Origin of the sequence: Stenotrophomonas maltophilia (genome assembly GCF_013464485.1) — a bacterium.
In the GTDB taxonomy this organism is placed as follows: Bacteria; Pseudomonadota; Gammaproteobacteria; order Xanthomonadales; family Xanthomonadaceae; genus Stenotrophomonas; species Stenotrophomonas maltophilia_AW.
This window is the reverse complement of record NZ_RAUX01000002.1, coordinates 54410-73932: the sequence shown is the minus strand read 5'-3', so window position 1 is coordinate 73932 and position 19523 is coordinate 54410. Positions and strand designations below refer to the sequence as shown.

The window sequence follows — 19523 nt, the reverse complement described above, 5'->3', positions numbered from 1 at the left end:
CCGGGTTGCGAAATAGATCGTGATGATACCTGCACAGAACCAGTCCGTGGCTTTTCGACGGGCAGTACAGCCCCTCAGATCCGCACACACACCTTGCCACTCGCCCCGACACTTGAGAACATTCTCAAGTAGCACTAGCTCTGAAAACCCACAAAGAATACAAAGGTCAATGGACAATGACATTAAGTTTGAAGCTGTCAACGATAATTACATGGGCAGCCATTCTTATAATGGGGCAGCTACTTATTACACAATGGTCGATTGCCGTAGCAGGTAATCGAGACGTCATCGATTACATTTCGTTTGCAGGAACTGTCGTAGGGATGATTCTAGCGATCCTTGCTATCGTCTACTCGTATCTTGCGAATGCATCCCAGCGCTCGGACGCAGAGGCTTTGCGATCTCAGATTTCCAGCCTGAACGACGCAATTGGGCGAGCCCAGGCGTCGAGCTCGCAATTCTCAAATGAGGTTAACCGCCTTGAAGATATCAGAGAAGACATATCGAAATCAGTAGCAAATTCAGCCGCAGCACTTGAGGCCTCAGGAAGAGTCGAGGCCGAGATAAAATCCCTCCGCGGCGACGTAACCAAACCACAACCAACGAGAACGAGCGAATCCAAACCAACAAATTTGATTGGAGTGGTCATAAAGATCGCAAGAGAAGCAACCAACAGGCAGCTAATTCTCTACTACCTCGCCGCGATTGATGACGAAGATGGCGCAGAGCACCTCAAGGACGAACTTCTCGGCAAACTGACAGCTTCAGCCAAATCACCAGTAAGAAAAACCTGGTTTGAGGGCGAAATTCGTGGATATTATTGGATTTTCTACGATCTTGAGATCATTCAACAAGGCGAAAAAAGGACGGCATTCCTTAAGGCGCTTCAGAGCAAGATCAGTTCAGCAAGGGGATATGACTCTTGGGCAGAAGAAAGAGAGCCAATAAAGGATTGCATTGCAATCGTTGAGAAAAGCCTGAAAGATCGCCTAAATACAATACTAAAAAGCCCTCCAGCATAATACTCAAGCAAAAGAGCCATCGTCGGCAAACTCTTGCATCGGACCACCCGGACCCAGTCATTATTTTCTGCAAGCAATCATTGCACCGCCCTAGAGCGTAGTGGAGGTTAGGCGTCGATCTCGCACTTTTGGAAGTACTGCAACTTGCGTAATTGATCGACGCGTGGAAAATTGTATTCTGCGGCCATATTTTCCATACCCCCCGGAAATGGAATTCACTGCATGCTGCACGTACTGTGCCCCTCTCTATTGGCCGCCGCTCTGGTTCCCGCCACCCACGCCACCACGCCCGAGCCGAAGGCCGGTATCGAGTTCGTGCACCACGATTGGCTGCTGGCCTGCGACAACACCGGCACCTGCCGCGCCGCGGGTTATGGCCCGGAAAACGCCGACAGCGTGCTGGGCTTGATGCTGGAACGTGCAGGTGGTCCCGGCACGTCGGTGAAGGCGCGGCTACGGGTGGGCGAGGATGGCGGGAACGCAACGCCTGAAGGCGCGATGCGCCTGCAGGTGAACGGTCGTGATCTGGGCCCGGTGCAGGACACCGGCGCCGACGACGCCGTGGCGCTGCGTCCCGCGCAGGTTGAAGCACTGCTCGCTGCCCTGCCCGGCCAGGCGCGCATCGAGGTGATCGACAGCAAAGGCGCGCGCTGGCCGATTTCCGACCGGGGTGCCGCCGCCGTGCTGTTGAAAATGGATGAGGCACAGGGGCGGATCGGCACACCCGGCGCCCTGCTACGGCGTGGCACGCGAGCCGAGGCGAGCGTGCCGGCTGCGCGGGCCAGACCGGTGATCGTGCGCGCCGCGCTGTCGGCCGCTCATCCGCGCGACCCTACACTGGGTACCAGCGAAGCGCTGCGCGACGCCCTGATTGCCACGCTCGGTGACGGCGACGACTGTCCGCACCTGGTCGAGTACAAGGGAACCCCGGAAATGGTGATCGAGCGCCTGGACGACAGCCATGTACTGGTCCAGGCGCTGTGCCAGATGGGTGCATACAACTACAGCAATGGTTTCTGGATCGCGCGCGATCAGCCGCCTTACGCGGCGGAGGTGGTCACACTGGAAGCCGAGGGCTTCTCGCGCGACGAGCGCACGCTGTATGCGCGCTACAAGGGTCGAGGCATCGGCGACTGCGTTTCAGGCTCGGACTGGGCATGGGATGGCCGCAGATTCCAGGCCAGCAGCGCGTTCAGTACGGGCCTGTGTCGCGGCATCCCGGGCGGGCACTGGAACCTGCCGACCTTGGTCAGCGAGGTTCGTTGAATGCGCACCCTTTCTCTGCTGCAGGCACCCCTGTTTGTGCTGGGATTGCTGACGATGCCTTCGGCTGCTTCGGCCATTGAAGCGGCGGGTGGATCGTTCGCCGATGGCGACTGGTTCATGGCCTGCGACAACACCCGCACCTGTCGTCTCGCCGGTGTCGGCGCACCGGCACCGCTGAGGCTGGCCGCGCTGATCGAGCGCAATGGCGGCCCCGGGGCCGTGGTGGAGATCCGGCTGACACTCGCCCGCGACAGCGTTGACGACCCCGAAGCGCAGGCACAGTCCCCTACCGGCGCATTGCAGTTGCGGCTGGACGGAATGCCCGCGGGCAGCATCGGCGTACTGGCGTCGGCGACAGCGCATGCAACGCTGACACCGGCTCAGGTGCGCGCGTTCAGTGCAGCCCTCATCGGGCATTCACCCATCAGCGTCACGGATGGCAAGGGGCAGGCGTGGTCGCTCTCCGCCTCCGGCGCGGCCGCGCTGATGCTGAAGATGGATCAGTTCCAGCAGCGTCTGGAGACGCCCGGCGCGCTGGTGAGGCGCGGGAATAGACCGGAGTCGAGCGTGCCACCCGCCCTCCCCAAGCCACAGCTGGCCACACCCTCCATGGCGGTAGCGCCGGACGAGGAAGATGCACGCCTGGAGGAACGCGAGGACCTGCGCCGCCTGCTTCAGCCCAGCAGCAAGGCCGACTGGGCATGCGCCAGGGATGTGCAGCAGACCGCCCCGCCTTCCATCGCCATCCAGCGACTGGACGATCATCACCTGCTCGCTTCCGTTGTCTGCCACACCCAAGCGTTCAACGTGCCGGCGGGTACCTGGGTGATCAACGACCAGGCACCGTTCAACCCCGTATTCATTACCCAGGGCGCACTCTTCGCGCGCTCGCCGGAGGCGGTCTTTCTTGAGGAAACCGTGGAGACCGACCAGGATCGCTGCGAAACCGGGCGCTACTGGTCGTGGGATGGACAGCGGATGCAGCTGGCCATGGAGTACGTCGGCGGTACCTGCAGCGGCTCTGCCGCCTCCACCTGGCAGTTGCCGACCTACGTTTCGGAGTTCCGCTAGAGCACTCGCCGGGCATGGCCCGGCGCTACCAGCGCTGCTTCAGGCATCGTGAAGCTGGCGCGGCTTCTTCCAGAACTGCCAGCGCTGGCCACGGTCGAGCTGGAACTGCAGGCCATCCTCGAAATCGAGCACCAACCGCTGCAGCTCGCCACGCTTGAGCGCGGCCAGCAACGGGCGGATCGCATCATTGCCCAACTGCTGCAATGAACGCAGCTGGCGCAGGTCGACCAGTGCATCCACGGCCTGCTCGCCATCGACGGCAACGCCTGCCGCCTGGGCCAGGCCCTGCAGCAGGGCGTCGCGGCTGCGCACCTGTGCGTGCGCGGTGCTGACCGACACCGGCATCACGCCACCGCCCCAGAACCACAGCGAATTGATCGGCTGCTGGCCCTGCGCGGCACGTTGTTGGTTCCAGGAATGGTTGTGCAGCAGCACCTGCGCTTCGGTCATCAGCGCGCGCCAGCGGCGACCGCCCTCGCCTTCGGGCAGGTGCGAGAACAGGTCATCGCCCAGCACTTCGTCCGGGCTGTCGAAGTCCGGCAACGCCAGATCGATCGGCAATCGCAGATACCACCGCGAGGGATCGGGCGCATCCAGCACAAAACCGGCGTCGGCGAACAACGGCTGCAGTACCGGCAGCAAGGCCAGGCTGTCGGCCAGCGTTGGCCGCAGCGTTTCGCCGTAGGCCATCATCCGCGCGCCATGCATGTCCGGCACCATGCAGGCCGGATCGGCGCGCAGCCAGCTGGCGCCGGCGGCGTCGCCGACGTCACGCTGGCGGGTCAACGCGGCCACCGGCCAATGCGGCGCGGCGACCGTGAAATGGCGCGTCAGCTGCGCGCGTTCGCCTGGCGCGACCTGCAGCGTGGTGGCACGGCCGAGCGCGCGTGCCACATCGTCCGGCAGCGCAGCCGCGGCAAAGCGGCTGCGTGCCGGCAACAGCAGGGTCGCCGTTGCCACGCGTCAGTCCACGTAGCTGACGCTGACGATTTCGTACTCGCGCTGGCCGGCCGGGGCGTCGATCACGATCGAGTCGCCTTCCAGCTTGCCGATCATCGCGCGCGCCACCGGCGAGGAAATCGCGATCAGGCCCAGCTTGATGTCCGCTTCCAGGTCACCGACGATCTGGTACTTCTTCTCTTCGTCGGTTTCCACGTCGGCCAGGGTCACGCTGGCGCCGAACACCACCTTCGAACCGGCGTTGAGCTTGCTCACGTCGATGATCTCGGCGTGCGACAGCTCGCCTTCCAGCTGCTTGATGCGGCCTTCGATGAAGCCCTGTTCCTCGCGCGCGGCGTGGTACTCGGCATTCTCCTTCAGGTCGCCGTGCTCACGCGCTTCGGCGATGGCCGCAATGACCTTCGGGCGCTTGACCGACTTCAGGTGATCCAGCTCGTCGCGCAGCTTCTGCGCGCCCTTCATGGTGATGGGGGCTCTCATGCATTCAACTCCTTGTGCAGCTCCTGCAGCGACCAGACGGGGCCGGTGCCGCGGAATTCCAGTGAATCCACCAGCGCCTTGGCGCCGGCAATGGTGGTCGAGTAGGTGACGCGGTGCTGCAGCGCCTCGCGACGGATCGAGAACGAGTCGTTGATCGCCGAACGACCTTCGGTCGTGTTGACGATATAGACGATCTCGCCGTTCTTGATCGAGTCGACGATGTGCGGACGGCCTTCGACCACCTTGTTGATGATCTCGCAGTCCATGCCGTGCTGCTGCAGCCACGCGGCGGTGCCACGGGTGGCGACCAGGCTGTAGCCACGCGCCAGCAGGGCCTTGGCCACCGGCAGCACGCGCTTCTTGTCCGGGTCGCGCACCGACACGAAGGCCTTGCCGATCGGCGGGGTCTTGATGCCGCCCGCTTCCTGCGCACGCGCGAAGGCAGCGTTGAAGGTACGGCCCACGCCCATCACTTCGCCGGTGGAGCGCATTTCCGGCCCGAGGATCGGATCGACGCCCTGGAACTTGGCGAACGGGAAGATCGCTTCCTTCACCGAGTAGTAGTCCGGCACGATTTCCTTGGTCGCGCCCTGCTCGGCCAGGGTCTTGCCAGCCATGCAGCGGGCGGCGATCTTGGCCAGCGGCATGCCGGTGGCCTTGGACACGAACGGCACGGTGCGCGAGGCACGCGGGTTCACTTCCAGCAGGTAGATGGTGTCTGCACCTTCGTCGCTGGTCTGGATCGCGAACTGGGTGTTCATCAGGCCGACCACGTTCAGGGCCTTGGCCAGCTCCACCACCTGGCGGCGCAGCTCGGCCTGGGTCTCGGCCGACAGCGAGTACGGCGGCAGCGAGCACGAGGAATCACCCGAGTGCACGCCGGCTTCTTCGATGTGCTCCATCACGCCACCGATAAGGACGTTGCCATCCTTGTCGGCGATGATGTCGACGTCGCACTCGACGGCGTTGTCGAGGAAGCGGTCCAGCAGCACCGGCGAATCATTGGACACCTTCACCGCGTCGCGCACGTAGCGGGCCAGGTCGGCTTCGCCGTAGACGATTTCCATGGCACGGCCACCCAGCACGTAGCTCGGGCGCACCACCAGCGGGTAGCCAATCTCGCGGGCCAGCAGCAGGGCTTCCTGGTCGTTGCGGGCGATGCGGTTCGGCGGCTGCTTCAGGCCCAGCTTGTCCACCAGCTGCTGGAAGCGCTCGCGGTCTTCGGCCAGGTCGATCGAATCCGGGCTGGTGCCGATCACCGGCACGCCGTTGGCTTCCAGCGCGCGCGCCAGCTTCAGCGGGGTCTGGCCGCCGTACTGCACGATCACACCCTTCGGCTGCTCCAGTTCGACGATTTCCAGCACGTCTTCCAGGGTCAGCGGCTCGAAGTACAGGCGGTCGGAGGTGTCGTAGTCGGTCGACACGGTTTCCGGGTTGCAGTTGACCATGATGGTTTCATAACCATCCTCGCGCAGCGCCAGTGCGGCGTGCACGCAGCAGTAGTCGAACTCGATGCCCTGGCCGATGCGGTTCGGGCCACCGCCCAGGATCATGATCTTGTCGCGGTTGGTCGGCGCGGCCTCGCACTCGTCCTCGTAGGTCGAGTACAGGTAGGCGGTACCGGTGGAGAACTCACCGGCACAGGAGTCCACGCGCTTGTAGACCGGACGCACCTTGTGCGCACGACGCAGCGCGCGGATGGCCGCTTCGTTGGTGCCGGTCAGCTGCGCCAGGCGGGCGTCGGAGAAACCGGCGCGCTTCAGCTTGCGCAGGCGCGCGGCGTCCAGCGCGTCGATGCCATCGGCGGCGACGGCGGTTTCCGCGGCGATGATTTCCTCGATCTGGTCCAGGAACCAATGATCGATGAACGACAGCGCATAGATCTCTTCCACGCTCATGCCGGCGCGGAAGGCATCGGCGACGAAGAACAGACGCTCCGGGCCCGGCGCCTTCAGTTCGCGACGCAGGGTCTGCAGATCTTCTTCGTTGCCCAGGTCCAGGCCGGTCGGATCGAAGCCGACCTTGCCGGTTTCCAGGCCACGCAGCGCCTTCTGCACCGATTCCTGGAAGGTACGGCCCATCGCCATCACCTCGCCCACCGACTTCATCTGGGTGGTCAGGCGCGCGTCTGCCGCCGGGAACTTCTCGAAGGCGAAGCGCGGGATCTTGGTGACCACGTAATCGATGGACGGCTCGAACGAGGCCGGGGTCAGGCCGCCGGTGATCTCGTTCTTCAGTTCGTCCAGGGTATAGCCCACCGCCAGCTTCGCAGCGACCTTGGCGATCGGGAAGCCGGTGGCCTTGGAGGCCAGCGCCGAGGAACGCGACACGCGCGGGTTCATCTCGATGACGACCACGCGGCCGGTCTTCGGGTTGATGCCGAACTGCACGTTCGAGCCACCGGTATCCACCCCGATCTTGCGCAGCACGGCGATGGAGGCATCGCGCAGGCGCTGGTATTCCTTGTCGGTCAGGGTCTGCGCCGGGGCCACGGTGATCGAGTCACCGGTGTGCACGCCCATCGGGTCAAGGTTTTCGATCGAGCAGACGATGATGCAGTTGTCCGCGGTATCGCGGACCACTTCCATCTCGAATTCCTTCCAGCCCAGCACCGACTCTTCCACCAGCACTTCGGTGGTCGGCGACAGTTCCAGGCCGCGGCTGACGATCTCCACCAGCTCTTCGCGGTTGTAGGCGATGCCGCCACCGCTGCCGCCCAGGGTGAAGCTGGGGCGGATGATGGTCGGGTAGCCGACGCGGGTCTGGATCTCCAGCGCTTCGTCCAGGGTGTGGGCGACGGCGGCAGTCGGGCATTCCAGGCCGATCTCACCCATGGCCACGCGGAACAGCTCGCGGTCTTCGGCCATGCGGATCGCTTCGCGCTTGGCGCCGATCAGTTCGACGTTGTACTTCTCCAGCACGCCGTGGTCGGCCAGGTCCAGCGCGCAGTTCAGTGCGGTCTGGCCACCCATGGTCGGCAGCAGCGCGTCGGGCTTTTCCTTGGCGATGATCTTCTCGACCGTCTGCCAGTTGATCGGCTCGATGTAGACGGCGTCAGCCATCTCCGGGTCGGTCATGATCGTGGCCGGGTTGCTGTTGACCAGCACCACGCGGTAACCCTCGTCACGCAGGGCCTTGCAGGCCTGGGCGCCGGAGTAGTCAAACTCGCAGGCCTGGCCGATGACGATCGGGCCAGCACCGATGATGAGGATGGTCTTGAGGTCAGTGCGCTTGGGCATTTTCTTCTCTAAGTCAGTACAGCGTGACAAGGGGGGTGATCGCACGCTGTCGATCAGGAATCTTGATCCGCAGCGCCGCGCCGGGGGCAGCAGCGATGCGGGGGCTTACGGTCCATCGCGACGCCACCGGCGGGCCGGCGGCGTACTGATCACGCCTTGGCCTGTTCCATCAGCGCCACGAAACGGTCGAACAGCGGGCCGACATCGGTCGGGCCCGGCGATGCTTCCGGGTGGCCCTGGAACGAGAACGCCGGCACGTCGGTGCGGGCCACGCCCTGGTTGGTGCCGTCGAACAGCGAACGGTGGGTCACGCGCAGGGTGGCCGGCAGGGTCGCTTCATCGATCGCGAAACCGTGGTTCTGCGAGGTGATCATCACCCGGCCGTTGTCCAGGTCCTGCACCGGGTGGTTGGCGCCGTGGTGGCCGTGGCCCATCTTCATCGTCTTCGCGCCCGAGGCCAGGCCCAGCAGCTGGTGGCCCAGGCAGATGCCGAAGGTCGGGATCTTCACGTCGATGAAGGTCTTGATCGCTTCGATGGCGTAGTCGCACGGTTCCGGGTCACCGGGGCCGTTGGACAGGAACACGCCGTCCGGCTTCAGCGCCAGCACTTCGGCGGCCGGGGTCTGGGCCGGCACCACGGTCACTTCGCAGCCACGCTCGGCCAGCATGCGCAGGATGTTGGTCTTCACACCGAAGTCGTAGGCCACGACCTTGAATTTCGCCGGCACGCTGACGAAGGCATTGGCATCCAGGTCCAGCTGGCCCTCGGTCCAGGTGTAGGTCTTCTCGGTAGTGACGACCTTGGCCAGATCCATGCCCTTCAGCCCCGGGAACTTGCGGGCGGCTTCCAGTGCCTTTTCCACGTCGATGTCGCCGGCCATCAGCGCACCGTTCTGCGCACCCTTCTCGCGCAGGATGCGGGTCAGCTTGCGGGTGTCGATGCCGGCGATGGCAACCACGCCGCGCTGGATCAGCCAGTCCTGCAGCGACACCTGGCTGCGCCAGTTGCTCGGGCGGCGCGGTACGTCGCGCACGATCAGGCCGGCCGACCACACCTTGGACGCTTCATTGTCCTGGTCGGTCATGCCGGTGTTGCCAATGTGCGGATAGGTCAGCGTGACCATCTGCCGGGCGTAGGACGGGTCGGTCAACACTTCCTGGTAGCCGGTCATGGCGGTGTTGAACACCACCTCACCGACGGACAGGCCGGGCGCGCCTACGGATTCGCCCTCGAATACGGTGCCGTCTTCGAGGACGAGGATTGCGGCTTGGGTCACGGGAATCTCACTTTGGCTACCGAGGGGGCTGCCGAAGTCACGCCTGCGCTTCACGGAAATCCGGTTGCAAAAAAGCGCGGACGTACGGTCTGGGACCGGTCCGGCTTTCGTGATTCGGCGAGTGCGAATTGTAGCGCTGCCGGGGCGCTCGCGCCAGCGGTTATCGCGCTTCATGAACAGGCGATTGCGTATTCATTTCAATCCGGCGGCGTATGTGGGGCCGCCGTCCGGTAGTGCCGCCCGCTGGCCGGCAATTCCCTTGCCGTTGGGCTTCATGAGGTTGCCGGCCAGCGACCGGCACTACCGACTTACTGCAGCAGGTCCCTTACCCGATAGCTGCCCGGGGCCCGCCCCTGCAGCTGGCGGGCGGCAAACAGCGCGCCGCGGGCGAAGATGTCGCGGTTGGTGGCCCGGTGCACCAGTTCGATGCGCTCGCCTAGGCCGGTGAACTGGACCAGATGCTCGCCGACGATGTCACCGGCGCGCAGGCTGGCGTAGTGCGGCTCGGCGCCACCGCGCTGCGCGGCGGCACCCAGGGTCAGCGCGGTGCCCGAAGGCGCATCCTTCTTCTGGGTATGGTGCGATTCGACAATGTCGCAGTCCCAGCCGGCCAGCGCCTGCGCCGCGCGCTCGACCAGCTCGTCCAGCACCGCCACGCCCAGGCTGAAATTCGACGCCCAGACCAGCGGGATATCCGCCGCCGCCGCCTCCAGCGCCTGGCGCTGCGTGCTGGAGATGCCGGTCGTGCCCGAGACCAGGCCCGCGCCACGCTCCACGCACAGCGCCAGCATCGGGTCGAAACCCTCCGGCAGGCTGAAGTCGATCGCCACGTCGAATGCCGGCGCACCGGGCAGCTCGCTGGCAGCGAAGAACGGTACGCCATCGACCACGCGCTGGGCCGGCGCACGCCCCGTCACCGCGGCGGCGATCTGCAGGGTTTCGGGATGTTCGGCGGCCAACCGCAGCAGGGCCTGGCCCATGCGCCCGGAGGCGCCGTGAATGAGCAATCGCAGGGGAATCTGGTTCATGCCTGCAGGCTAGCGGCAGCACGCCTGCTCCGGCAAGCGCCATCGCTGCTACGCTGCATGCCCTTTCATGCAATGGATGGCAGCCTCCCCATGCAGATCAGCGAACAGCTGGTGCTGGTCACCGGTGCCGGGCGCGGGCTTGGCCAGCACATCGCCCGCGCCTTCGCCGCACAGGGCGCGCGCGTCATCGTCAATTACCACCGAAGCGAAGGCGCCGCGCGTGCCCTGGCTGCAGAGCTGGGTGGACAGGCGATCGCACTGCCGGCCGACGTCACCGACCGCAGCCAGGTCGATGCGTTGCTGCAGCAGGCACTGGCCCACTTCGGGCAAGGCGTGACCACCCTGGTCAACAACGCACTGGCGACGTTCTCGTTCAATGGCGATGCCCGCGACAACGCCGCAGACATCGGCTGGCCAGCGTTCCAGGCTCAGTTCGAAGGCAGCGTGCGCGGCGCACTGAACACCGTGCAGGCTGCCCTGCCCGGCATGCGGGCCCGCCGCTTCGGCCGTGTCATCAACGTCGGCACCAACCTGTTCCAGAACCCGGTCGTGCCCTACCACGATTACACCGCCGCAAAAGCCGCATTGCTGTCGCTGACCCGCACCCTGGCCGGCGACCTCGGCCCGCATGGCATCACAGTGAACATGCTGTCCGGCGGACTGCTGCGCACCACCGATGCCAGTGCCGCCACACCCGAAGCGGTGTTCGATTACATCGCCGCCAACACACCGTTGCGCAGCGTCACCACCCCGGTCGAATTCGCCGATGCCGCGCTGTTCTTCGCCAGCCCGTGGTCGCGCGCGGTGACCGGCCAGAACCTGGTGGTGGACGGCGGACTGGTGCGCGACTGAGTCGATGCGTATTTCCGAAGTCAGTCGCCTGACCGGCGCCAGCGCCAAGGCCATCCGCCTGTATGAGGCACGCGGGTTGCTGCCGCCGGTGCCACGCGTGAACCGCTATCGCGACTACAGCGAACAGGACGTGGCCTGGGTACAGCTGATCCGTCAGGCGTTGGCGCTGGGCATCACGCTGGCTGCGATCTCCCGCCTGCAGGGTCCCGACGGGCAGCTCGACTGGCCCGCGGTACTGGCCTTGCTGGAGCAGCAGCGCAGCCACATCGCCAGTGAACGGGCACGACTGGAACAGGTCGAACTCGCCCTGCAACAGGTCAGCGACGAACTGCAGCAGTGGCTGCACTCCGGCAGCACTGACTGCGTGCTGGCCCCCAACGGCTGCGTCACTGCGGCTTGACTCTGCCCCTGGGGCAGACCGCACCCTCGCGCACTCTCCATTGCCCGAGGTCGCCGTGTCCCGTTCCATCCTGATCCTGCTCGGGCATCCCGACAGCGACAGCCTGTGCGGCGCCCTCGCCCTACGCCTTCCGCTACCGACGCGATTCGGTGTGGTGGGATCGCTTGCTGGCCGGGCGCAGCGCTCGGGTGATCACCACCCTGGACACACCGCCCTGGTACCACCGCTGGATCTACCGCGACCCGGGCATCATCCAGATTCGCGCCACCATCCTGGCGTTCTGCGGCATCCGCCCGGTGCGGGTCAGCCGCCTTGGTGCGGTACGCGGCAGCGCCCCGGCGCAGCGAAAGCGTTGGTTGGCGATGGCAGCAGCGCTGGGGGCGCGGGCTCGGTAGATTCAGGCCATGGGCAAGGCGTGCGAACCAAGGTTCGCACCCACCTGGAAGAACCGCACCCACCCGGGGCGCTCGCTGCGCGTGTCGCATTTGCCAATTGACCTGAAATCACTGCACCTCAAGGCTGTGGGCCCTTCTTCCGGCCCAGGCAGAACGCATGAAATCCGCGACAGTCTTCAGCAGATGTGCAAGGAAAACCGGCTTTGCCGGTACAACAACCACCCGCTACCGCTTGCTGGACGGCGCTTCGCTTGTCGTGAATCACCAGGCCGCCAGTCACGGCAGGGGCTTCTATGTGAATGCCGGGCTCTACTTTGCAGAGCTGCTTGAGCACCCGCTTGAACCGTGCGATCTAGAGAAGGCCTTCAGGTACCGCACCAGCATTCCTACGCCCCATGTGGACTGGCGGATCGAAGAGACGCCCGGGCTTCGCCGGGTCTTCACCCAGCAGGATCTTCATGACCTGCTCGAGGCTGGCGATCGCAACGCGATGAAGCGCCTTCTGCTTGGTGCCCTGGCCGATGTGGCCGGCTTCGCGGCAATCCATGGAAACCGCGAATCGGTACGACGCATGCAGCAGGAGGGACGCTTTCGCGCCATCATCCGCAAAGATGTGTAGTTCCACGCCATGCGTGCATGGAGCCCGCAAGCGTGCGAACCAGGGGTGACACCCACCAGCGCAGGAAAAGCAGCGTCAGTGCTGCTTCGGCGGCGTCGGCCCGCAGCTGTCGCATCCGCCACAGGCACCGCCGCCGCCGCTGGCCGGCGGCGCGACCTTCCGTCCCAGCGCCTGCAGCCAGGCAGCACGGCCCGGCTTCAACAGGGCCAACGCCAATGCGCTGCGCAGCTTGCGCACGGTACCGGGAAACTGCTTCTTCAGCACCACCCAAGCGCTGACCAGTACGGCCACCGCGATGATCAGGTACTGGATCAGCAGGCCGGTATCCATCAGCCGCCTCCCAGCGCCCTGGTCACCTGGTAGGTGATCAGCGCGGCCACATAGGCCGCCGCGAACAGGTAGAACGCGGCGAAGCCCATCTGCTTCCACGAGTTGGTCTCGCGCTTGATGGTGGCCAGCGTCGAGATGCACATCGGCGCATAGATGTACCAGACCAGCAGCGACAGCGCGGTGGCCAACGACCAGCCGTCGCTGATCAGCGGGGTCAGCGCCTGGCTGGCAGCATCGTCATCGGCGGCCGACAGCGCATACACCGTGGCCAGCGAGGCCACCGCCACTTCACGCGCGGCCAGGCCCGGGATCAGCGCAATGCAGATCTGCCAGTTGAAGCCCAGCGGCGCGAAGAACACGGCCATCGCATGGCCGATCTGGCCCGCGTAGCTGTAGTCGATGGCCGGCATCGTGGCGCCGGCCGGGGCCGCCGGAAACGACAGCAGCACCCACAGCAGCACGGTCAGCGCCAGGATGATGCCGCCGACACGCTTGAGGAAGATCATGCCGCGCTCGTACAGACCCACCGCCAGGTCGCGCACGTGCGGCAGGCGGTACGACGGCAGCTCCAGCATCAGCGGGTGCTCGCTCTTGTCGCGACGCCACTTCTTCATGATCCACGACATCGCCAGCGCGCTGAGGATGCCGGCCGCGTACAGGCCGAACAGCACCAGGCCCTGCTGGTTGAATACGCCCCATACCGTCTTCTGCGGGATGAACGCGCCGATCAGCAGCGCATACACCGGCAGGCGCGCCGAGCAGGTCATCAGCGGCGCCACCAGGATCGTGGCCAGGCGATCACGCGGGTCCTGGATGCTGCGGGTGGACATGATGCCCGGCACCGCGCAGGCGAAGCTGGACAGCAACGGGATGAACGAGCGGCCGGACAGGCCGGCAGCAGCCATCATGCGGTCCAGCAGGAACGCCGCGCGCGGCAGGTAGCCGGATTCCTCCAGTACCAGGATGAAGAAGAACAGGATCAGGATCTGCGGCAGGAACACCACCACGCCACCAACGCCGGCGATGATGCCGTCAGTCAACAGGCTGGCCAGCGGGCCTTCCGGCAGCACGCTGCCGACGAACTGACCAAGCCAGGCAAAGCCGGCCTCGATGCCATCCATCAGCGGCGTGGCCCAGGCGTACACCGCCTGGAAGATCAGGAACATCACCACCGCCAGGCTGACCAGGCCGAACACCGGGTGCAGCAGCCAGCGGTCCAGCGCGTCATCGATCTTCGCGGTACGTGCCGGCATGCGCACGGCCACCGAGAGGATCTGGCGCACCTTGGCGTGGTAATCGATGCCGCCTTCCGGGCCCGGTACCGGCGCGTCCAGGTGCGGCACCATCGCGTCCAGCCGCTCGACCAGGGCCTTGGCGCCCTGCTTGCGCACCGCCACGGTCTCCACCACCGGCACGCCCAGCTCGCGCTCCAGCGCGGCCACGTCCACCTGGATGCCACGGCGCTGGGCCGCATCAACCATGTTCAGCGCCACCACCATCGGCTTGCCCAGCTCGCGCAGTTCCAGCGCGAAACGCAGGTGCAGGCGCAGGTTGGTGGCGTCGATCACGCACAGCAGTACGTCCGGCGCGGCCTCGCCGGGGTAGAAGCCCCGGCACAGGTCACGGGTGATCGCTTCATCCAGGCTGGCCGGCTGCAGGCTGTAGGCACCGGGCAGATCGAGCACCGCGAATTCGCGGCCGGACGGCGCACGCAGGCGGCCTTCCTTGCGCTCGACGGTGACGCCGGTGTAGTTGGCGACCTTCTGCCGGCTGCCGGTCAGCTGATTGAACAGCGCGGTCTTGCCGCTGTTGGGATTACCGACCAGCGCAACGCGCAGGGGGGCGGTAGAAGCAGTGGCGGTCATGCACGTCGTTCCTGGCTGGCGGCGTCGACAACGACGCGCTTGGCTTCACTGATCCGCAGCGCGAAACGGGTGAACCCGACCTGCACCAGCAGCGGCTCGCCCCCCACCGGACCCTTTGCCACCAGGCGCACTTCCTCGCCCTTCACGAAACCCAGTTCGCGCAGGCGACGGGCAATGGCATCGTTGGCATGCAGGTCCTGCACGGACTCGACCACGGCCGAGGTGTGCAGCGGCAGTTCGGACAGCGTCATCTAGCGTGTTCTCTGCTGGATGTAAATGGTTCTCGATTCTAACATTCCCGCGTCGCGTCATGGCCCATGACCAATGGCCCGCTATGATCCATACAGGTATGGAGTGAACCTGGAATCCCATGAACGATGCTTTGCAGATCGAGCGCAGCGGCGCCGTCCTCACCCTCTGGCTGAACCGGCCGGAGCTGCACAACGCCTTTGACGCCGGGCTGATCGCCCGCCTGACTGCCGCACTTGAGGCCGCCGGCCGCGATGATTCGGTGCGCGCGGTGGTACTGGCCGGCCACGGCGCCTCCTTCTCGGCCGGTGCCGACATGCAGTGGATGCGCGGCATGGCTGCGGCCAGCGAGGCCGACAACCGCGAGGACTCGCTGGCCCTGGCGCGGCTGATGCGCACCCTGGACGAGCTGCCCAAACCGACCCTGGCCCGGGTACACGGCGCAGCCTTCGGTGGCGGCGTCGGCCTGGTCGCCTGCTGCGACATCGCCATCGCCAGCACGTCGGCCCGCTTCGGCCTGACCGAAAGTCGCCTGGGCCTGCTGCCAGCGGTGATCTCGCCCTATGTGATCGAGGCCATCGGCCCCCGCCAGGCCCGCCGCTGGTTCGCCACCGGCGAGCATTTCGACGCCGACACCGCGCTGCGCATCGGCCTGGTCCACCAGCTGGTCGAGCCCGAACGCCTGGACGAGGCCGTGCAACGCCAGCTGGCCCTGCTTGACAAGGCTGGCCCGATCGCCTCATCCACGGCCAAGCAGCTGGTCCGGCAGGTCCGCGACAGCCATGACCGCGACGCCCTCGATCGCGACAATGCCGCTCTGATCGCGCGCCTGCGGGTGTCTGCCGAAGGCCAGGAAGGCCTGGGTGCTTTCCTCGACAAGCGCGCCCCCCATTGGGTCACGGAAGCCTGAACATGCTCGATCATCTTGGTTTGACCAGCGCCGACCTGGCGCGCAGCAAGACGTTCTTCCTGCAGGCGCTGGCGCCGCTGCAGATCGGCGTGGTGATGGAAGTGACTGCCGAACAGACCGGCGCCCCGGGCCTGCGCCCGTGGTACCACCCGGATTACTACGGCGCCTTCGTGCTCGACCCGGACGGCAACAACATCGAGGCGGTCTGCCACCGCCCCACCGCCGGGGAGGCCGCATGAGCGACTACGTCCGCATTGTCGAGGTCGGCCCGCGCGACGGCCTGCAGAACGAAAAGCAGTCGGTTTCCACCGCCGACAAGATCGAACTGATCAACCGCCTGTCGGCCACCGGCCTGCGCAGCATCGAGGCGACCAGCTTCGTCAGCCCGAAGTGGATCCCGCAGCTGGCCGATGCCGCCGAGGTCTACGCCGGCATCCAGCGCCGGCCCGGCATCCACTACCCGGTGCTGGTGCCGAACGAACAGGGCTACGACCGCGCCCGTGCGGTGGGCGTGGAGGAAGTGGCGGTGTTCACCGCAGCGTCCGAGGCGTTCAACCGCACCAACACCAATGCCGGCATCGACGAATCGCTGGCCCGGTTCGAGCCGATCCTGCGCCGCGCCGCCGCCGATGGCGTGCGCGTGCGCGGCTATGTCTCCACCGTGCTCGGCTGCCCCTACCAGGGCGAGGTGCCACTGGCCGACGTGGTGCGGGTGGCGCGTGCCCTGCACCAGATGGGCTGTTACGAAATCTCGCTGGGCGACACCATCGGCGTCGGCACCCCGCGCAAGGCACGGGCGATGCTGCAGGCGGTTGCCGCCGAGATTCCGATGGCGGCACTGGCCGTGCACTTCCACGACACCTATGGCCAGGCCATCGCCAACATCGCCACCTGCCTGGAAGAAGGCGTGCGCGTGGTCGACAGCGCGGTGTCTGGCGCCGGTGGCTGCCCGTATGCCAAGGGCGCCAGCGGCAATGTCGCCAGCGAGGACGTGGTCTACCTGCTGCAGGGCCTGGGCCTGGACAGCGGCGTGGACCTGCCGGCACTGGCCGAGACCGGCCGCTGGCTGGCCGGCCTGCTCGGCCGCGCCACCGCCAGCCGCACCGGCCAGGCGCTGGCCGCCGCCGGCTGACCGCTGCACTGCGCCGCCCTGCACCGGCGGCGCAGTGCACAACGGCGACGGTCCCGGCTTCCGTTAGAATCGGCGGTTCTCGAACCTGCAGGACCGTGCAATGCAGCTGTCTTCCGTACGTGCCGTGATCACTGGCGGCGTCTCCGGCCTCGGCCTGGCCGTGGCCCAGCACCTCGTCGCCCAGGGCGGCAAGGTGGCCCTGTTCGACCTCAACGACGACAAGGGCGCCTCCGCCGTTGCCGGGCTGGGTGCCGACAAGGCCCGCTATTTCAACGTCAACGTCAGTGATGAAGCGGCCGTCTCGGCAGCCATCGACCAGGCCCACGATTTCCTCGGCGGCCTGAACGTAGCGATGAACTGCGCCGGCATCCTCGGCGCCGGCCGCGTGCTGGGCAAGGAAGGCCCGATGCCGCTGGCCGGCTTCCAGGGCACGGTGATGGTCAACCTGGTCGGCAGCTTCAACGTTGCAAAGGCTGCGGCCAACCGCATGCAGCACAACGAGGCCGGCACCGACGGCGAGCGCGGCGTGATCATCAACACCGCCAGCATCGCCGCCTATGAAGGCCAGATCGGCCAGGCCGCGTATGCCGCCAGCAAGGGCGGCGTGGTCTCGATGACGCTGCCGATGGCGCGCGAACTGTCGCGCTTCGGCATCCGCGTCAATACGATTGCTCCAGGCGTGTTCTGGACGCCGATGGTGGACGGCATGCCCGAGGCCGTGCAGCAGTCGCTGGCCGCCTCGATTCCGTTCCCGTCGCGCCTGGGCAAGCCGGAAGACTTCGCCAGCCTGGTCGGCTTCATCCTCGGCAACACCTACCTCAATGGCGAGACCATCCGCCTGGACGGCGCTACCCGCCTCGCTCCGAAGTGATTCCCCCGGGCGCCGGGACGGCGCCCTCCCCCAACGACCTAGATCACCATGAAAGCCAACGACATCAAGAAGGGCAACGTCGTCGAGTACAACAACGGCGTGTACCAGATCCGCGACATCGAGCGCAGCTCGCCGCAGGGTCGCGGCGGCAACGTCCGCTTCCGCTTCATCATGTACAGCGTGCCAGGCGGCAACAAGCTCGACGCCAGCTTTGATGCCGACGACAACCTGGTCGAGGTCGAACTGCTGCGCCGCCAGTCCACCTATTCGTACAAGGACGGCGATGCCTTCGTGTTCCTCGATGACGAGGACTACACCCCCTACACCCTGGACGCAGACGTGATCGGCGACGACGCCGGCTACATCACCGATGGCCTGACCGGCATCTACGTGCAGGTGATCGACGAGCAGCCGGTGGCGATCCAGCTGCCGGCCTCGGTGGTGCTGGAAGTGATCGAGACGCCGCCGGAACTGAAGGGCGGCACCGCTACCAAGCGCCCGAAGCCGGCCAAGCTCAACACCGGCATCGAGATCATGGTGCCGGAGTACATCGTCAACGGCGAACGCGTGCTGGTGAACACCGCCACCGGCGAATTCGCTGGCCGTGCCGACTAAGCGCCTTGCGCTGATCGCCTGCCTGTCCCTGCTTGCGGCGTGTTCGCCGCAGGCAGCGGACGGATCATCGGCGACAGCGGTTGTGTAGAGCCGAGCCCACGCTCGGCTGCAGTGCCTGTCCAACGCACACAGCAGCCGAGCGTGGGCTCGGCTCTGCAGAGAGCTTACGGCTGCTTCGCGCCGAAGTTGCCACAACCGTGGTACTGGCGGGTGCCGATGGTCAGGTTCACCTTGGCATCGAATGCCTCGCCACTCATGTTGTCCTGGCAGGTGGTGCGCTGGAAGCTGAGCTTGACGTCGGTACCGTCGGACGCCTTGCCACTCCAGCCGTCAGCGCCTTCGGTGGGCTTGGCCACATCGAAGCGGCGCTCGCCATAGTCGACTTCCACCTGCAGGCCCGGCGTGTCGCCATCAACGACCGCAAGCCACCCCGGCTCGTTGCCGGTGGCACGGAACGCGGCATTGCCGGCACTGCCATCGCCTTCAGTGGCTTCCACCGCATGGCACTCGCGATCGGCTTCGCCCTTCAGGCTCAACAGGCCGTCATCGCTGCCCTTGGTCCAGAAGCTGTTGCCCTTGCCATCGCCGTACTTGGCACCCGACGCCGCACGCTCGGAGGCCATGGCGAAGGTACGGTCGCCGATCACCACCGTGGCCGCATCCTCGCCATTGAAGGTCGCGCGCACGCTCAGATCACCACACTGGTACGTGGTCTCGCTGCCGGTACCGGCGCCAGTGCTGGCAGCCGGTTCGGGCGCGGCCGGCGGCGCGGCATCAGTGCCGCCCGCGGCGGGCGGTTGGGCCGGCTGGCACGCGGCCAGCACCAACCCGAGGGAGGCTGCCAACAGACTGGGAACTACACGCATGGCTCGACTCCTTGTCGACACTACAGAGATCTTCGACCCTACCACCTGCCGGTGAGCGGGGCCTGAAAGGGGCCTG

General features: G+C 65.9%; 20 protein-coding genes and 1 pseudogene. 12 read left to right on the top strand and 9 right to left on the bottom strand.

Annotation, left to right across the window (positions count from 1 at the left end):
- Positions 1-176 precede the first annotated feature (176 nt).
- From D7Y61_RS01435 to D7Y61_RS01425, 3 genes are all read left to right on the top strand, one after another.
- Positions 177-1022 carry a hypothetical protein gene (locus tag D7Y61_RS01435; RefSeq protein ID WP_180864681.1) on the top strand — a complete coding sequence of 282 codons (846 nt, stop codon included), beginning with the start codon at positions 177-179 and terminating at the stop codon, positions 1020-1022.
- A gap of 222 nt (positions 1023-1244) precedes the next feature.
- Entirely contained in the window at positions 1245-2288 is a 1044-nt protein-coding gene (locus tag D7Y61_RS01430) for a DUF1176 domain-containing protein (RefSeq protein ID WP_180864680.1), read from the top strand.
- On the top strand, positions 2289-3359 hold the full coding sequence (locus D7Y61_RS01425; RefSeq protein WP_180864679.1) for a DUF1176 domain-containing protein: 1071 nt from the start codon (positions 2289-2291) through the stop codon (positions 3357-3359).
- Between the two features lie 39 nt (positions 3360-3398).
- On the opposite strand, the gene D7Y61_RS01420 is transcribed toward D7Y61_RS01425, so the two are convergent.
- The 5 genes from D7Y61_RS01420 to dapB form a co-directional block, all read right to left on the bottom strand.
- The gene (locus tag D7Y61_RS01420; RefSeq protein WP_180864678.1) at positions 3399-4319 is read right to left on the bottom strand and encodes a phosphoglycerate mutase; all 921 of its coding nucleotides are present in this window, start codon (positions 4317-4319) and stop codon (positions 3399-3401) included.
- Positions 4320-4322: 3 nt separating this feature from the next.
- Entirely contained in the window at positions 4323-4787 is a 465-nt protein-coding gene (greA, locus tag D7Y61_RS01415; RefSeq protein WP_026347191.1) for a transcription elongation factor GreA, read from the bottom strand.
- An 8-nt stretch (positions 4788-4795) separates the two neighbouring features.
- Positions 4796-8038, bottom strand: coding sequence for a carbamoyl-phosphate synthase large subunit (gene carB, locus D7Y61_RS01410; RefSeq protein WP_106550405.1), 3243 nt, complete (start codon positions 8036-8038; stop codon positions 4796-4798).
- A 149-nt stretch (positions 8039-8187) separates the two neighbouring features.
- On the bottom strand, positions 8188-9315 hold the full coding sequence (carA, locus tag D7Y61_RS01405; protein ID WP_180864677.1) for a glutamine-hydrolyzing carbamoyl-phosphate synthase small subunit: 1128 nt from the start codon (positions 9313-9315) through the stop codon (positions 8188-8190).
- Between the two features lie 308 nt (positions 9316-9623).
- Positions 9624-10343, bottom strand: coding sequence for a 4-hydroxy-tetrahydrodipicolinate reductase (gene dapB, locus D7Y61_RS01400; protein WP_180864676.1), 720 nt, complete (start codon positions 10341-10343; stop codon positions 9624-9626).
- Between the two features lie 90 nt (positions 10344-10433).
- On the opposite strand from dapB, the gene D7Y61_RS01395 reads away from it, so the two are divergent.
- The 4 genes and pseudogenes from D7Y61_RS01395 (at position 10434) to D7Y61_RS01380 (ending at position 12609) form a co-directional block, all read left to right on the top strand.
- Positions 10434-11195, top strand: a complete 762-nt coding sequence (locus D7Y61_RS01395; RefSeq protein ID WP_430543687.1) for a 3-oxoacyl-ACP reductase — start codon at positions 10434-10436, stop codon at positions 11193-11195.
- A gap of 4 nt (positions 11196-11199) precedes the next feature.
- The gene (locus D7Y61_RS01390; RefSeq protein ID WP_180864675.1) at positions 11200-11595 is read left to right on the top strand and encodes a MerR family transcriptional regulator; all 396 of its coding nucleotides are present in this window, start codon (positions 11200-11202) and stop codon (positions 11593-11595) included.
- 122 nt (positions 11596-11717) lie between these two features.
- A pseudogene (locus D7Y61_RS01385) lies at positions 11718-11990 on the top strand (NAD(P)H-dependent oxidoreductase); the annotation flags it as partial.
- A gap of 157 nt (positions 11991-12147) precedes the next feature.
- Positions 12148-12609 carry a DUF4304 domain-containing protein gene (locus D7Y61_RS01380; protein WP_180864674.1) on the top strand — a complete coding sequence of 154 codons (462 nt, stop codon included), beginning with the start codon at positions 12148-12150 and terminating at the stop codon, positions 12607-12609.
- A gap of 75 nt (positions 12610-12684) precedes the next feature.
- Here D7Y61_RS01380 and D7Y61_RS01375 read toward each other — a convergent pair whose 3' ends face one another.
- From D7Y61_RS01375 to D7Y61_RS01365, 3 genes are read right to left on the bottom strand one after another with little or no spacing between them, the layout of a single operon-like run.
- Positions 12685-12939: a DUF6587 family protein gene (locus tag D7Y61_RS01375; protein ID WP_180864673.1), complete on the bottom strand. Its 255-nt coding sequence runs from the start codon at positions 12937-12939 to the stop codon at positions 12685-12687.
- Positions 12939-14804, bottom strand: coding sequence for a ferrous iron transporter B (gene feoB / locus D7Y61_RS01370; protein ID WP_180864672.1), 1866 nt, complete (start codon positions 14802-14804; stop codon positions 12939-12941). Before feoB ends, D7Y61_RS01375 begins: the two co-directional genes overlap by 1 nt.
- Positions 14801-15055: a FeoA family protein gene (locus D7Y61_RS01365; RefSeq protein ID WP_005409473.1), complete on the bottom strand. Its 255-nt coding sequence runs from the start codon at positions 15053-15055 to the stop codon at positions 14801-14803. The genes feoB and D7Y61_RS01365 overlap by 4 nt, the downstream gene beginning before the upstream one ends.
- A 119-nt stretch (positions 15056-15174) precedes the next feature.
- Here D7Y61_RS01365 and D7Y61_RS01360 point away from each other — a divergent pair, with 119 nt between their 5' ends.
- The 5 genes from D7Y61_RS01360 to yeiP all read left to right on the top strand — a co-directional run bounded on the left by D7Y61_RS01360 (position 15175) and on the right by yeiP (position 18581).
- Positions 15175-15963 (top strand): enoyl-CoA hydratase/isomerase family protein, encoded by a 789-nt coding sequence (locus D7Y61_RS01360; protein WP_180864671.1) that lies wholly within the window; start codon positions 15175-15177, stop codon positions 15961-15963.
- A gap of 2 nt (positions 15964-15965) precedes the next feature.
- Entirely contained in the window at positions 15966-16202 is a 237-nt protein-coding gene (locus D7Y61_RS01355; protein WP_180864670.1) for a glyoxalase, read from the top strand.
- Positions 16199-17095, top strand: coding sequence for a hydroxymethylglutaryl-CoA lyase (locus D7Y61_RS01350; protein WP_008268685.1), 897 nt, complete (start codon positions 16199-16201; stop codon positions 17093-17095). Before D7Y61_RS01355 ends, D7Y61_RS01350 begins: the two co-directional genes overlap by 4 nt.
- A gap of 100 nt (positions 17096-17195) precedes the next feature.
- Entirely contained in the window at positions 17196-17966 is a 771-nt protein-coding gene (locus D7Y61_RS01345; RefSeq protein ID WP_180864669.1) for an SDR family oxidoreductase, read from the top strand.
- Between the two features lie 48 nt (positions 17967-18014).
- Positions 18015-18581 (top strand): elongation factor P-like protein YeiP, encoded by a 567-nt coding sequence (gene yeiP, locus D7Y61_RS01340; RefSeq protein ID WP_005409468.1) that lies wholly within the window; start codon positions 18015-18017, stop codon positions 18579-18581.
- A gap of 164 nt (positions 18582-18745) precedes the next feature.
- On the opposite strand, the gene D7Y61_RS01335 is transcribed toward yeiP, so the two are convergent.
- Positions 18746-19447: a COG3650 family protein gene (locus D7Y61_RS01335; RefSeq protein WP_180864668.1), complete on the bottom strand. Its 702-nt coding sequence runs from the start codon at positions 19445-19447 to the stop codon at positions 18746-18748.
- Between the last annotated feature and the right edge of the window lie 76 nt (positions 19448-19523).